This is a genomic window from Pseudomonas sp. Arb-4-2C (assembly GCF_055755015.1).
This window is the reverse complement of record NZ_CM146899.1, coordinates 1,905,405-1,918,925: the sequence shown is the minus strand read 5'-3', so window position 1 is coordinate 1,918,925 and position 13,521 is coordinate 1,905,405. Positions and strand designations below refer to the sequence as shown.

General features: G+C 61.3%; 12 protein-coding genes. 7 read left to right on the top strand and 5 right to left on the bottom strand.

The window, feature by feature from the left end; translation table 11 throughout:
* Positions 1 to 39 precede the first annotated feature (39 nt).
* A complete protein-coding gene (locus tag AC0J41_RS08655) occupies positions 40 to 1,737 on the bottom strand; it encodes an AMP-binding protein (protein WP_473015183.1) in 1,698 nt (565 codons plus the stop codon).
* Between the two features lie 201 nt (positions 1,738 to 1,938).
* Here AC0J41_RS08655 and AC0J41_RS08650 point away from each other — a divergent pair, with 201 nt between their 5' ends.
* The 4 genes from AC0J41_RS08650 (at position 1,939) to AC0J41_RS08635 (ending at position 7,604) form a co-directional block, all read left to right on the top strand.
* Entirely contained in the window at positions 1,939 to 3,102 is a 1,164-nt protein-coding gene (locus AC0J41_RS08650; RefSeq protein ID WP_473015182.1) for an isovaleryl-CoA dehydrogenase, read from the top strand.
* 11 nt (positions 3,103 to 3,113) lie between these two features.
* Entirely contained in the window at positions 3,114 to 4,721 is a 1,608-nt protein-coding gene (locus AC0J41_RS08645) for a carboxyl transferase domain-containing protein (protein ID WP_473015181.1), read from the top strand.
* Between the two features lie 118 nt (positions 4,722 to 4,839).
* Entirely contained in the window at positions 4,840 to 5,655 is an 816-nt protein-coding gene (locus tag AC0J41_RS08640; RefSeq protein ID WP_473015180.1) for a gamma-carboxygeranoyl-CoA hydratase, read from the top strand.
* Positions 5,655 to 7,604, top strand: coding sequence for an acetyl/propionyl/methylcrotonyl-CoA carboxylase subunit alpha (locus AC0J41_RS08635; protein ID WP_473015179.1), 1,950 nt, complete (start codon positions 5,655 to 5,657; stop codon positions 7,602 to 7,604). The genes AC0J41_RS08640 and AC0J41_RS08635 overlap by 1 nt, the downstream gene beginning before the upstream one ends.
* A 40-nt stretch (positions 7,605 to 7,644) precedes the next feature.
* Here AC0J41_RS08635 and AC0J41_RS08630 read toward each other — a convergent pair whose 3' ends face one another.
* Positions 7,645 to 8,304 (bottom strand): LexA family protein, encoded by a 660-nt coding sequence (locus AC0J41_RS08630; RefSeq protein WP_473015177.1) that lies wholly within the window; start codon positions 8,302 to 8,304, stop codon positions 7,645 to 7,647.
* Positions 8,305 to 8,434: 130 nt separating this feature from the next.
* Here AC0J41_RS08630 and AC0J41_RS08625 point away from each other — a divergent pair, with 130 nt between their 5' ends.
* A complete protein-coding gene (locus AC0J41_RS08625) occupies positions 8,435 to 8,773 on the top strand; it encodes a DUF6124 family protein (RefSeq protein WP_025108948.1) in 339 nt (112 codons plus the stop codon).
* A 218-nt stretch (positions 8,774 to 8,991) separates the two neighbouring features.
* Here AC0J41_RS08625 and AC0J41_RS08620 read toward each other — a convergent pair whose 3' ends face one another.
* Positions 8,992 to 9,156: a hypothetical protein gene (locus tag AC0J41_RS08620; RefSeq protein ID WP_157836049.1), complete on the bottom strand. Its 165-nt coding sequence runs from the start codon at positions 9,154 to 9,156 to the stop codon at positions 8,992 to 8,994.
* Positions 9,157 to 9,254: 98 nt separating this feature from the next.
* Here AC0J41_RS08620 and AC0J41_RS08615 point away from each other — a divergent pair, with 98 nt between their 5' ends.
* Together AC0J41_RS08615 and AC0J41_RS08610 are read left to right on the top strand one after the other, a co-directional pair.
* Positions 9,255 to 10,406: a M14 family metallopeptidase gene (locus AC0J41_RS08615; protein WP_025108947.1), complete on the top strand. Its 1,152-nt coding sequence runs from the start codon at positions 9,255 to 9,257 to the stop codon at positions 10,404 to 10,406.
* 150 nt (positions 10,407 to 10,556) lie between these two features.
* Entirely contained in the window at positions 10,557 to 11,756 is a 1,200-nt protein-coding gene (locus tag AC0J41_RS08610; RefSeq protein WP_473015176.1) for an MFS transporter, read from the top strand.
* Here AC0J41_RS08610 and AC0J41_RS08605 read toward each other — a convergent pair.
* Entirely contained in the window at positions 11,753 to 12,298 is a 546-nt protein-coding gene (locus AC0J41_RS08605; protein ID WP_473015175.1) for a cytochrome b, read from the bottom strand. The two genes, AC0J41_RS08610 and AC0J41_RS08605, sit on opposite strands and share 4 nt — an antisense overlap.
* Complete coding sequence (locus AC0J41_RS08600) at positions 12,295 to 13,389, bottom strand: catalase family peroxidase (RefSeq protein ID WP_025108944.1); 1,095 nt, start codon at positions 13,387 to 13,389, stop codon at positions 12,295 to 12,297. The genes AC0J41_RS08605 and AC0J41_RS08600 overlap by 4 nt, the downstream gene beginning before the upstream one ends.
* Positions 13,390 to 13,521 lie beyond the last annotated feature (132 nt).

Sequence of the window (13,521 nt, the reverse complement as noted above, 5' to 3'; positions counted from 1 at the left end):
GGCATTCGCGAGCAAGCCCGCTCCCACATTTGATCTTTGTCAGGCGTGCTTTTCGCGTAATTCTTCGATACTGATCTCGCGCATCCGGAATTTCTGGATCTTGCCCGTCACCGTCATCGGAAACTCTTCGACAAACTTGAAGTAACGCGGCGTTTTGAAGTGCGCGATGCGTTCCTTGCACCAGGTTTGCAGCTCAAGCTCAGAGGCATTGTGCCCGGGGTGGAATTTGATCCAGGCGACAATCTCTTCACCGTAACGCGAGCACGGAATGCCGATCACCTGCACGTCGGCCACCGCCGGATGGGTGAAGAAGAACTCTTCCAGTTCACGCGGGTAAACATTCTCGCCACCACGGATGATCATGTCCTTGTTACGCCCGGCGATGTTCACGTACCCCTCATCATTCATGCTCGCCAGGTCGCCGGTGTGCATCCAGCCGGCCTCATCGATGGCGTCGGCGGTGGCCTGCGGGTTGTTCCAGTAACCGAGCATTACGCTGTAACCGCGGGTGCACAGTTCGCCGATGGTGCCGCGCGGCACCAGGTTGCCGGCCTCGTCGATGATCTTGCTTTCCAGTTGCGGCTGCGTGCGGCCGACGGTGGTCACGCGCAGTTCCAGCTCATCCGCCGGACCGGTTTGCAGTGACACCGGGCTGGTTTCGGTCATGCCGTAGGCAATCTGCACTTCGCTCATGTGCATCTCGCTGATGACCCGGCGCATCACCTCGATCGGGCAAGTGGCCCCGGCCATGATCCCGGTGCGCAGGCTCGACAGATCGAACTCGGCGCGCAGCGGCTGATCGAGCATGGCGATAAACATGGTTGGCACGCCGTACAGACCGGTGGCCTGTTCTTCGGTGACGGTTTGCAATGTCAGCAACGGATCGAACGCATCATTGGGGTAAATCATGGTGCTGGCGTGGGTGATGCAGCCGAGATTGCCCATGACCATGCCGAAGCAGTGATACAGCGGTACCGGAATCACCAGACGATCGCTCGCGGTCAGGCCGATGCTTTCGCCGACCATGTAACCGTTGTTGAGGATGTTGTAGTGACTGAGGGTCGCACCTTTGGGAAAACCGGTGGTGCCGGAGGTGTACTGGATATTCACGGGTTGATCGAAGTGCAGGCTGTCGCTGCGTTCGCTCAGTTGTTCTGGGGTAACGCCGCACGCCATGTCGGTCAATTGTGACCACGGCAGGAAACCTGAAGGGGGTTGTGCGTCGAGGCTGATCACCCCGCGCAAATCCGGCAGACGCTCGCTGCGCAGTTCGCCGATGGATTGCTCAGCCAGTTCCGGCACCAGGCCTTGCAACATGCTGTGGTAGTTCGAAGACTTGAATGCCCCGGCACACACCAGCCACTGACAGCCTGACTGCTTGAGCACGTATTCCAGCTCGGAGCTGCGGTAGGCCGGGTTGATATTGACTAGAATCACGCCGATTTTCGCCGTGGCAATTTGCGTGATGCACCACTGCGCGCAGTTCGGTGCCCAGATGCCGAGCCGATCCCCTGCTTGCAAACCCAGCGCCAGCAAGGCTCTGGCGTGTACGTTCACCGCCCCGGCCAATTGCCGCCAGGTGTAACGCTGCTGCTGATGACGCACCACCAGCGCTTCGCCATCCGGGTACTGCGCGACAGTTTCGTCGAACTTCTTTCCGATGGTCATCGCCAGCAAGGCTTTGTCCTGGGAACCACGGGTATAGCTGCGCTGCGGATTTGCACTGGGTTGATCCATGACGACCCCGATTGTCTTTATTAGCGGGTGTTGGACCGGAGCCATATCAGCTCCGACCATTCAGAACTGTCCCTACTCTCGCTCAAGTTGACGTTAACGTAAAGGGTGATTGACAGCCATTCGCCACAGGCTTACGTTAACGTAAAGGTGAGAGCCGAACCGCCGCTCTCCCCGCCCTACAAAAAAGCCAAAAGGTGACCCATGAGCTATCCATCCCTGAACTTCGCCCTCGGTGAAACCATCGACATGCTGCGCGATCAGGTTCAGTCCTTTGTCGCCAAAGAGGTCGCTCCGCGCGCCGCGCAGATCGACAGCGACAACCTGTTCCCGGCCGACATGTGGCGCAAGTTTGGCGACATGGGCCTGCTCGGCATCACCGTCCCGGAAGAGTACGGCGGCGCGGGCCTGGGTTACCTGGCGCACGTGGTGGCGATGGAAGAAATCAGCCGCGGCTCGGCTTCGGTGGCGTTGTCCTACGGCGCTCACTCCAACCTCTGCGTCAATCAGATCAACCGCAACGGCAACCACGAACAGAAAGCCAAGTACCTGCCGAAACTGATCAGCGGCGAACACGTCGGCGCACTGGCGATGAGCGAGCCGAACGCCGGTTCCGACGTGGTTTCGATGAAACTGCGCGCCGACAAACGCGGCGACCGTTTCGTGCTCAACGGCAGCAAGACCTGGATCACCAACGGCCCCGACGCCAACACCTACGTGATCTACGCCAAGACCGATCTGGAAAAAGGCCCGCACGGCATCACCGCATTCATCGTCGAGCGCGACTGGAAAGGCTTCAGCCGCAGCAACAAGTTCGACAAGCTCGGCATGCGCGGCTCCAATACCTGCGAGCTGTTCTTCGATGACGTCGAAGTGCCGGAAGAAAACATTCTGGGCGTGCTCAACGGCGGCGTGAAAGTGCTGATGAGTGGCCTCGATTACGAACGCGTGGTGCTGTCCGGCGGACCGACCGGGATCATGCAGTCGTGCATGGACCTGATCGTGCCGTACATCCACGACCGCAAACAGTTCGGCCAGAGCATCGGCGAATTCCAGCTGATCCAGGGCAAAGTCGCCGACATGTACACCCAGCTCAACGCCAGCCGCGCCTACCTGTACGCGGTGGCCCAGGCCTGCGAGCGCAACGAAACCACCCGCAAGGACGCCGCAGGCGTGATCCTCTACACCGCCGAACGCGCCACGCAAATGGCCCTCGACGCAATCCAGATTCTCGGCGGTAACGGTTACATCAACGAATTCCCCGCCGGCCGTCTGTTGCGTGACGCCAAGCTGTACGAAATCGGCGCCGGCACTAGTGAGATCCGTCGCATGCTGATCGGTCGCGAACTGTTCAACGAAACCCGCTAACGGAGCTGTCCATGGCTATCCTGCATACCCAGCTCAACCCCCGTTCAGCGGAGTTCGCCGCCAACAGCGCGGCGATGCTCGAACAGGTCGACGCCCTGCACACCCTGCTCGCGCAAGTGGCCCAGGGTGGAGGCGCGAAAGCCCAGGAGCGTCACACCTCGCGGGGCAAACTGCTGCCGCGTGAACGCATCAATCGCCTGCTCGATCCTGGCTCGCCCTTTCTGGAAATCAGCCAGCTCGCCGCACACGCCGTGTATGGCGAAGATGTACCCGCCGCAGGCGTGATCGCCGGGATCGGCCGGGTCGAAGGCGTCGAGTGCATGATCGTCGCCAACGATGCGACGGTGAAGGGCGGCTCGTACTACCCGCTGACCGTGAAAAAACACCTGCGCGCGCAGACTATCGCCCAACAGAACCGCCTGCCGTGCATCTATCTGGTGGACTCGGGCGGCGCCAACCTGCCACGTCAGGACGAGGTGTTCCCGGATCGTGAACACTTTGGCCGGATCTTCTTCAACCAGGCCAACATGAGTGCCATGGGCATTCCGCAGATCGCCGTGGTCATGGGCTCGTGCACTGCCGGCGGCGCGTATGTGCCGGCGATGGCGGACGAAGCGATCATGGTGCGCAATCAGGCGACAATCTTCCTCGCCGGCCCGCCGCTGGTGAAAGCGGCGACCGGCGAAGTGGTCAGCGCTGAAGACCTCGGCGGTGCCGATGTGCACTGCAAGATTTCCGGGGTGGCCGACCATTACGCCGAGAGCGACGAACACGCCCTCGCCCTCGCCCGCCGCAGCGTCGCCAACCTCAACTGGCGCAAGCTCGGCGAGGTGCAGCAACGCGCGCCGGTTGCACCGCTGTACGCCAGCGATGAGTTGTATGGCGTGGTCTCGGCCGACGCCAAGCAACCGTTCGATGTCCGTGAAGTGATTGCGCGGCTGGTCGACGGCTCGGTGTTCGATGAGTTCAAGGCGCTGTTCGGCACCACGCTGGTGTGTGGTTTTGCGCACCTGCACGGCTACCCGATCGCGATTCTGGCGAACAATGGCATTCTCTTTGCCGAAGCCGCGCAGAAAGGCGCGCACTTCATCGAGCTGGCCTGCCAGCGCGGCATCCCGCTGCTGTTCTTGCAGAACATCACCGGCTTCATGGTGGGGCAGAAATACGAGGCCGGCGGCATCGCCAAACACGGCGCGAAACTGGTGACGGCGGTGGCCTGCGCCAAGGTGCCGAAGTTCACCGTGATCATCGGTGGCAGCTTCGGCGCCGGTAACTACGGCATGTGCGGGCGCGCTTACGACCCGCGCTTCCTGTGGATGTGGCCAAACGCACGCATCGGCGTGATGGGCGCCGAGCAGGCGGCCGGCGTGCTGGTGCAGGTCAAGCGCGAGCAGGCTGAACGCAGCGGCCAGGCCTTCAGTGCCGAGCAGGAAGCGGAGATCAAGCAACCGATCCTCGACCAGTACGAGGAACAGGGTCACCCTTACTACTCCAGCGCACGGCTGTGGGACGACGGGGTCATCGACCCGGCGCAGACCCGCGATGTGCTGGCCCTGGCCTTGTCCGCGTCGTTGAACGCGCCTATCGAACCGAGCCGCTTCGGCGTGTTCCGGATGTGATGCTTTTTTGTGGGAGCGAGCCTGCTCGCGAAGGCTTCCGCGCGGTTTGTCGGCCTGACCGCGTCATCGTTCTTCGCGAGCCGGTTCGCTCCCGCAGAAACCGTGGAGACGGATGAATATGAGCGATTTCAACACCCTTGAGCTGCAGAACGACCCACGCGGTTTCGCGACCCTGTGGCTCAACCGCGCAGAAAAGAACAACGCGTTCAACGCCGAGATGATCCGCGAGCTGATTCTGGCGCTGGACAAGGTCGCCAGCGACGCCAGCCTGCGTTTCCTGTTGGTGCGCGGGCGTGGCAAACACTTCAGCGCCGGCGCCGATCTGGCGTGGATGCAGCAGTCGGCCGAACTCGATTACCACACCAACCTGGACGATGCGCGCGAGTTGGCGGAGCTGATGTACAACCTCGCCAAGCTGAAAATCCCGACGCTGGCCGTGGTGCAAGGTGCGGCGTTCGGCGGCGCGCTGGGCCTGATCAGTTGCTGCGACATGGCGATTGGCACCGATGACGCGCAGTTCTGCCTGTCGGAAGTGCGCATCGGCCTGGCACCCGCGGTGATCAGCCCGTTCGTGGTGCAGGCCATCGGCGAACGCGCCGCACGTCGTTATGCGCTGACCGCTGAGCGTTTTGGCGGCCAGCGTGCGCGGGAAATCGGCTTGTTATCCGAGAGCTATCCAACTGCAGAAATGGATCAACAGGTTGAACAATGGATCAACAACCTGCTGCTCAACAGCCCCGCCGCGATGCGCGCCAGTAAAGATCTGCTGCGCGAAGTCGGCAACGGCGCGCTGACTCCGGCCCTGCGCCGTTACACCGAAAACGCCATCGCCCGCATCCGAGTCAGCCCTGAGGGCCAGGAAGGCTTGCGCGCCTTCCTGCAAAAACGTGCGCCGAGCTGGCAAGCCGCAACCACCACCAAGGAGCCGCGTTGATGAGCGCACCTGTTCTCACCACCCTGCTGGTGGCCAACCGCGGCGAAATCGCGTGCCGGGTAATGCGTACCGCCAAGGCACTGGGCCTGACCACCGTCGCCGTGCACAGCGCCACCGACCGCGAAGCGCGGCACAGCCGGGAAGCGGATATCCGCGTCGACCTGGGCGGCAGCAAAGCGGCGGACAGCTATCTGCAAATCGACAAACTGATCGCGGCGGCCAAGGCCAGCGGCGCGCAGGCGATTCATCCGGGCTACGGCTTTCTCTCCGAGAACGCCGGATTCGCCCGCGCCATTGAGCAGGCCGGACTGATTTTCCTCGGCCCGCCCGCCTCGGCCATCGACGCCATGGGCAGCAAGTCTGCCGCCAAAGCCTTGATGGAAACCGCTGGCGTGCCGCTGGTGCCGGGTTATCACGGCGAGGCGCAGGATCTGGAAACCTTCCGCGATGCCTGTCAACGCATTGGCTATCCGGTGCTGCTCAAGGCCACTGCCGGTGGCGGCGGCAAGGGCATGAAAGTGGTCGAGGAGGTCAGCCAACTGGCTGAAGCCTTGGCCTCGGCCCAGCGTGAGGCGCAATCATCGTTCGGTGACTCGCGGATGCTGGTGGAGAAATACCTGCTCAAACCACGTCACGTGGAAATCCAGGTGTTCGCCGATCAGCACGGCAACTGCCTGTACCTCAACGAGCGTGATTGCTCGATCCAGCGCCGCCATCAGAAAGTCGTCGAAGAGGCACCGGCGCCGGGCCTGACCCCAGAGCTGCGCCGCGCCATGGGCGAAGCGGCGGTGCGTTCGGCGCAGGCGATCGGTTATGTCGGTGCCGGTACCGTGGAGTTTCTGCTCGACGCCCGTGGCGAATTCTTCTTCATGGAAATGAACACCCGGTTGCAGGTCGAGCACCCGGTGACCGAAGCGATTACCGGCCTCGATCTGGTGGCGTGGCAGATTCGCGTGGCACGCGGTGAAGCGTTGCCGATCACTCAGGATCAAGTGCCGCTCAACGGTCACGCGATTGAAGTGCGGCTGTATGCTGAAGACCCGTCGAATGATTTCCTGCCAGCCACCGGGCGCCTGGCGTTGTACCGCGAATCGGCTGCCGGCCCGGGGCGACGGGTTGATAGCGGGGTTGAAGAAGGTGACGAGATTTCGTCGTTCTACGACCCGATGCTTGGCAAGCTGATCGCCTGGGGCGAGGATCGCGAGCAGGCGCGGCTGCGGCTGTTGAGCATGCTCGACGAGTTCGCGATTGGCGGTTTGAAGACCAACATCAACTTCCTGCGGCGAATCATCGCGCACCCGGCCTTTGCCGCGGCGGAGCTGGATACCGGCTTTATTCCGCGGTATCAGGAGCAGCTGTTGCCGGCACCAGGCGCGCTCAGCGACGACTTCTGGAATGCCGCAGCGCAGGCTTTCGCGCAGAGTCTGCCGGGCGCGGTGCGAGCGGACGACCTGGGCTCGCCATGGGCATTGAACAATGGTTTGCGCGCGGGGCTGCCGGCGGAAATCACTTTGCACTTGAGCTGTGAAGGTCAGGATCGAGCGCTGACCTTGGGCAGCGCCGGCAACGCCAAACTGTCGGATGAAGCACTGGTGGTCGAGCACGATGGCGTGCGCCGTACTTTGCGCACCCTTCGCCAAGGCGATTCACTGTATCTGCAATGGGACGGCGAGTTGCGCCGCATCGAGGCCTACGACCCGATCAGCGCCGTAGACGCGAGCCATAGCCATCAGGGCGGGCTGACTGCACCGATGAATGGCAGCATCGTGCGGGTGTTGGTGGAGGCCGGGCAAGCGGTCGAGGCCGGCGCGCAACTGGTGGTACTGGAGGCGATGAAGATGGAGCACAGCATCCGTGCGCCCCATGCGGGAGTGATCAAGGCGCTGTATTGCCAGGAAGGCGAAATGGTTGGCGAAGGCAGCGCCTTGGTTGAACTGGAAGCCGTGTAAATGGGTAGATCGATCCTACGCCGGGCGAGGATCGATCTGACTAGAAACGCGCCGTTGCCTGAACCACTACGCCGATAATTCGACACTCGTCGGTGAACAGGGCTTTCGGCCAAGTCGGATTGAGCGGTACCAGGTAACGCTGGCCGCCCTCTTCGTCCAGTTTGCGGAAGATCGCTTCTTCACTCGCCTGCCACTGGACAATCACCAGTTTGCCGGGCACCGCCTCCACTTCCGGGTCCACCAGGATCAGCATGCCTTCGGCAATGCTCTGGCCGGTGGGTGCGGTCATCGAATCCCCCGCCACCGTCAGCCAGAACGCCGCACCACGGGCGTGATAATCCGTCAACTCGAAGCGCTGCTTGTCCTGCGCCGGGGCATAAGCCGTGGTTGCACTCTCACGTGTTTCGCACGAGGTGCGCCAGTCGCTGACCGGGTAGCGAAAGTACGGGTTGTACTTCTGCGCCAGCGGCATTTCGTCATCCGCCGCTTCCTGCGGTTCACGGATCACCAGCACCACTTCGAGGAACTCCATCCCCAGCGCCTGCAACACTCGGTTCATTTGGGTGATGCCCGGTTCGCGACGCTTGTTCAGCCAATGGCCGATGCCGCCCTGGGACATGCCGACGCGCTCTCCGAGCTCTGTTTGAGTGATTTTGAGTTCACTCATCTTGGCCTTGACCAACTCAATCCATTTATCCATATGGGGCACCTTACGTGGACGCCTTCGGCCAGCAAAACACATATTGTAGTATTTAAATTCTGGTCACAACTACGTACCGTACTATTCTGAAAGCACGGATTTTCAATCGAACAAGGAGTGACCTTTCACCATGAATATCAGCAGCAAAGACTTGCCCGATCTGCAGATGGACACCACGTTCACCTCCCCTCAAGGCAACGCGGCAGCGCAGCGGGCGCTGGATTATTACTTGAAACCGGCTGTGTCAGAACCCGAGGTCGAGGAGCGTTTTTTCGATGTAAAACGTCATCTCAGTGGCGAAGAGGCTCTGGTGCATGCCTCCGACCTGTTGCGTTGTGCAGCCGCCACCGCCTTCAAGGCAGCAGAAAACCTGCAGGGCGCGAGTCGCGACCTGGCATTTTCGGTGGTGCACATGGTGGATATGGCGCGAGCGATGGTCGACCATTCAATTGATGGCGAACAGCTCTGAAGAACGCGGAAAGGAGCGGACAGGAAAGAATTTCCCCATCGCACAGATAAAAACATTTGACTTGCAAATGATAATGATTATTATTGCAAGCAACTGGTCGCGAGATCAGTCGATGGACCAGAGACCTTAGGTCGGTCTTCTGGACTATCTCCTCATCAGGCTAATCACGGTTTTTGACCCGGCTTTTTGCCGGGTCTTTTTTTTGCCCGTTTTCGGGCTTATGGCTTCAGGCTAATGAAGTCTTTAGGTGCTGCAAATTCGATGGCGCGGATAATATCAAAAGAATATCGCTTGGCAAGCGAAGCCCGGCCAGATTGGGGCAAACTAATGACAATTAGCACTTGAGAATCAATCGCACAGTCTCTAAGCTGCTTGCGCGTCATGGAAGACGCCCCCCACCGCAACCCCGCAATTTCCCTCGGTTTCCCCCCAGTCTTGCGTGTAAAGTAGCCGCCATAAAAATCATATTCAGGAACCGATTATGACCGTGGCCAAATCTTCGTTCGACATCAGCGCCAACTTCGACAGCGGCAACATTCAAGTCATCGACATCTCCAATCCGCTCAACCCGGTTCTGGCCATCCGTCCGGATACCCGCAGCGCGCATTTTCAGTGGTTTCACTTCAAGGCCAGCGGCCTGCATGTTCATCAAGAGCACTGGTTTCGCTTGGTCAACGCCAGCCAATCCTCCTATAACAAAGCCTGGACCGGCTATCAGGCTGTTGCTTCCTACGACCACGTCAACTGGTTCCGCATTCCTACCAGTTTCGAAGGCGATAGCCTGCGCTTTTGCCTCGAAGCCGAGCAGACCCACGCCTGGTTCGCCTACTTCGAACCCTACAGCCGTGGCCGTCATGACTGGCTGATCGAACAGGCGCTGACCAAGGCCGGCACTGAACTGCTGGCCACCGGCAAAAGCGTCGAAGGTCGTGACATTCAGTTGCTGCGCAAGGGCAGCGGCGCCGAGGGCCAGCGCAAAGTCTGGATCATCGCGCAACAGCACCCGGGCGAGCACATGGCCGAATGGTTCATGGAAGGCGTAATCGAGCGTCTGGAACGCCACGAAGATCCGGTGCTGAACAAACTGCTGGCCAGTGCCGACCTGTATCTGGTGCCGAACATGAACCCGGACGGTGCCTTCCACGGCCACCTGCGTACCAACGCCATGGGTCAGGACTTGAACCGTGCCTGGCAAAGCGCCAGTCAGGACATCAGCCCTGAAGTCCTTTTCGTACAGCAGCAGATGGAAAAGTACGGCGTCGATCTGTTCCTCGACGTACACGGAGACGAGGAAATCCCCCACGTGTTCACTGCCGGTTGCGAAGGCAACCCGGGGTACACGCCGCGTATCGAGAAGCTCGAAGAGCATTTCCGCACGCACCTCAAGCACACCACCAAAGACTTCCAGACCAAATACGGCTACACCCGCGACGAACCAGGCCAGGCCAACATGACCCTGGCGTGCAACAGCGTTGGCGAGAAATACGACTGCCTGTCGCTGACTCTGGAAATGCCGTTCAAGGACCACGATGACGCGCCGAATCCGCTCACTGGCTGGTCGGGCAAGCGCTCTAAACAATTGGGCAAGGACGTACTGACCACCATCGCCGACATGGTCGATACCCTGCGCTGATCCCTCCCCCGCCACACCCAAAAGATCGCAGCTGTGTCTGCGATCTTTTTTTTGCGCAATCAAACGCCACGACCAACAAGGTTGCAAATTAAAACCAGAATGCTTACCGTGATTCTGGTTTTATTTTGAAACCCGAAAAGGAATCAGGGCATGCAACCTCAATCACTCAAAAACAGCGTGGTGCTGCTGTTCGCCGTTGCCTGCGGTCTGGCCGTGGGCAACGTGTATTACGCGCAGCCGCTGCTGGACGCCATGGCCGAGGCATTTGCCATGTCGCCGGCAACCATCGGCATCGTCATCACCCTGACGCAGATCGGCTATGGCATCGGTCTGGTGTTGTTGGTGCCGCTCGGCGACCTGCTCAACCGACGACGGCTGATCGTCACCCAGACCCTGCTCTCGGCAGCCGCCCTGCTGCTGATCGCGGTGGCCCCCAGCAGCGTGTGGCTACTGCTCGGCATGACCCTGACCGGCCTGCTCGCGGTGGTGACGCAGGTTTTGGTCGCCTACGCCGCGACATTGGCCCTCCCGGCGCAACGTGGCCGGGTCGTCGGGGTCGTCACCAGCGGCATCGTCGTCGGTATCCTGCTCGCGCGTACTGTGGCCGGGGCCATGGCTGACCTGGCCGGGTGGCGGGCGATCTACATGCTGTCGGCAGGGCTGACGCTGCTGATGGCGCTGTTGCTGTTGCGCGTCTTGCCTAAGGATGAGTCCGCGCAGCCGGCCAGCGGCTACGGCGCGCTGATCACTTCGGTGTTCAGCCTGTTCAGGCAAGAACCAGTGCTGCGACAACGGGCGATACTCGCCTTGCTGACCTTCGCCAGCGCCATGGTCCTGTGGACGCCGATGGTGCTGCCGCTGGCCGCGCCGCCGCTGTCGTTGTCCCACAGTGAAATCGGTTTGTTCGGCCTGGCCGGTGCCGCCGGTGCACTGGCTGCGGCACGCGCCGGACATCTGGCTGACCGGGGGCTTGGCCAATGGGTCAGTGGACTTTCGTTATTGCTGATGCTGGCGTCGTGGCTGCCGATCGCCCTCACTCAGTCGTCGCTGTGGGCCCTGTTGCTCGGCGTGATCACGCTCGATCTGGGCTTGCAGGCCGTGCACGTCACCAGCCAGAGCATGATCTACAGCGTGCGCCCCGAAGCACAAAGCCGCCTCACCGCCGGCTACATGCTGTTTTATTCGATCGGCAGCGCAGTGGGTTCGCTCATTTCGACGGCGATGTACGCATGGGCCGGCTGGACCGGCGTGTGCCTGCTGGGTGCCGGTATCAATGCGCTGGCGCTGGGTTACTGGTGGCTGACCCTGAACAGTGGCGCACCGCAGCGGTGCGCCACCCAGGCAGGCTAGTCGCGATCCCGACCGTGCAGCATGCTGTCGAGCACCTCGTCGCGGCGCACCCAACCATGGAACAGCGCCGCCGCCAGGTGCAGCAGCACGGTCAGGAACAGCAGATACGCCAGGTAGCCATGCGCCTTGCGCAGCACGGCAAACAGCTGCGCATCGGCCGGCAGGATCGACGGCAACTGCAACGTACTGCTGAGCATCACCGGCTCGCCTGACGCACTGATCATCGCCCAGCCGAGCACCGGCAGCACCAGCATCAACGCGTACAACAACACATGCGACGCCTTGGCCGCCATCACCTGCCAGCCGGGCAGATCTGCCGGTAACGGCGGCTGTCGGGTGGAAAACCGCACAAACAGGCGCACGACCACCAGCAGCAGAATCGCGATGCCCAGCGGTTTGTGCAGGTGAATCAGCCATTCATGCCGCTGCGAAACGGAAGTGACCATGCCGGCGCCAATGAACAACATGGCGATGATCATCAGCGCCATCAGCCAGTGCAGCAGCCGCGCCAGCAGTGCGAAATGAGTCGGTTGCGTGCTCATGGGCGAGCCTCCTGCTTGGCGGCGGGCAATTGGCTGACTTCACTGGTACGCCGCAGGTAAGAATCGGCGTAACCGGCAGAACGCGCGGCGAGCAATGGGTCGTCGGAGCCTTCGATACCGGCCGGCAGCACCAGCGGATCGTAGTTGATGTCACGGCATTCGCCGCTGAGTTGCGGCTGAGTCTTCTCCAGCACCAGCGTGCCGGCGTTCAACACCTTGCGCCCCTCGGGCCAGGTCTTGCTGGCGTCGTTCACCGGATCACCGGGATTGGCCAGGGTGATGTTCAACTGCCAGCGCAACGGCCCTTCCGCCAGACGCTGCACCAGATCCTTCTCGAGAAAATCCGCACCCTCCGGCGCCGTGGCTCCGGCGGCATCACGCGCCAGTGGCGTGACGCTCCAGCGCACAGCCTGCTTCTGGCCACTGGCGTTGACCAGATAGAACGCATTCACGCTGTTGTAGGTTTCGGTGGCATAGCTGGCCGACGGTTTGGCAGTCTTCACCCAAGTCAGGAATGGCACCGCCTCCGGATGTGCGGCAAAGAACGCTGGCACCTTCGACGGGTCCGGTTTGCCAGTGGCCGGATCCGGCGATTGGGCTTGCTGCAACTGATAGAACGCCTCGGGCGTGCCGACCGGGAACACCGGCATACTGTTCATCCCGGTGCGCCATTGCTGACCGTTGGCCTGGGTGAAACGCAATGCCAGGCTGCGGATCGGCACGCTATTGTCCGGTGCGTAAGGATTACCCGCCGGCAGTGCGAAACGACCGACCACCGGGGTCTGCGGCTCGTTGAACACCTGCGCGGAGGAAAACGCCCGCGCTTCGCCGCTGCTCTCGAAATGCCCGATCACGCACACGCCCTTGGCATGGTTACGACGAAACCCGGGATGCACGCCGTTGTTTTTCTCCAGCACATCGACCAGTGCCTTGGGCGTCAGACGTTGTGGGTCAAGGTTACCGTGCACGTAGGCAAACGCCCCGGCCACTGCGGCAACCACCACGGCTATGGCCGTCAGGCGCAACACTGCGCTTGCGGCACTCAAGGGCGGACGCGGCGGCCTGCCCGGCGGTGAAGTGCGATCAACCATGAACAACTCCAGGGCCATCGGCCACAAGTAGGAAGAATCAGCAAGACGCACCCCGGCAGGATTTATTCCATGGCCCGGTATTTATTTTTCCGAACGTGGAATAACCTCGAACGGTAGACGTCTCCCTAGTCC

Excerpts from the sequence above, each read along its gene's own strand:
- AC0J41_RS08625 (WP_025108948.1), top strand. The coding sequence starts at position 8,435 with ATGAATATCAGCAGCAAAGACTTGCCCGATCTGCAGATGGACACCACG.
- AC0J41_RS08635 (WP_473015179.1), top strand. The coding sequence starts at position 5,655 with ATGAGCGCACCTGTTCTCACCACCCTGCTGGTGGCCAACCGCGGCGAA.
- AC0J41_RS08605 (WP_473015175.1), bottom strand. The coding sequence starts at position 12,298 with ATGAGCACGCAACCGACTCATTTCGCACTGCTGGCGCGGCTGCTGCAC.
- AC0J41_RS08620 (WP_157836049.1), bottom strand. The coding sequence starts at position 9,156 with ATGACGCGCAAGCAGCTTAGAGACTGTGCGATTGATTCTCAAGTGCTA.
- AC0J41_RS08650 (WP_473015182.1), top strand. The coding sequence starts at position 1,939 with ATGAGCTATCCATCCCTGAACTTCGCCCTCGGTGAAACCATCGACATG.
- AC0J41_RS08600 (WP_025108944.1), bottom strand. The coding sequence starts at position 13,389 with ATGGTTGATCGCACTTCACCGCCGGGCAGGCCGCCGCGTCCGCCCTTG.
- AC0J41_RS08615 (WP_025108947.1), top strand. The coding sequence starts at position 9,255 with ATGACCGTGGCCAAATCTTCGTTCGACATCAGCGCCAACTTCGACAGC.
- AC0J41_RS08645 (WP_473015181.1), top strand. The coding sequence starts at position 3,114 with ATGGCTATCCTGCATACCCAGCTCAACCCCCGTTCAGCGGAGTTCGCC.
- AC0J41_RS08610 (WP_473015176.1), top strand. The coding sequence starts at position 10,557 with ATGCAACCTCAATCACTCAAAAACAGCGTGGTGCTGCTGTTCGCCGTT.
- AC0J41_RS08640 (WP_473015180.1), top strand. The coding sequence starts at position 4,840 with ATGAGCGATTTCAACACCCTTGAGCTGCAGAACGACCCACGCGGTTTC.
- AC0J41_RS08630 (WP_473015177.1), bottom strand. The coding sequence starts at position 8,304 with ATGGATAAATGGATTGAGTTGGTCAAGGCCAAGATGAGTGAACTCAAA.
- AC0J41_RS08655 (WP_473015183.1), bottom strand. The coding sequence starts at position 1,737 with ATGGATCAACCCAGTGCAAATCCGCAGCGCAGCTATACCCGTGGTTCC.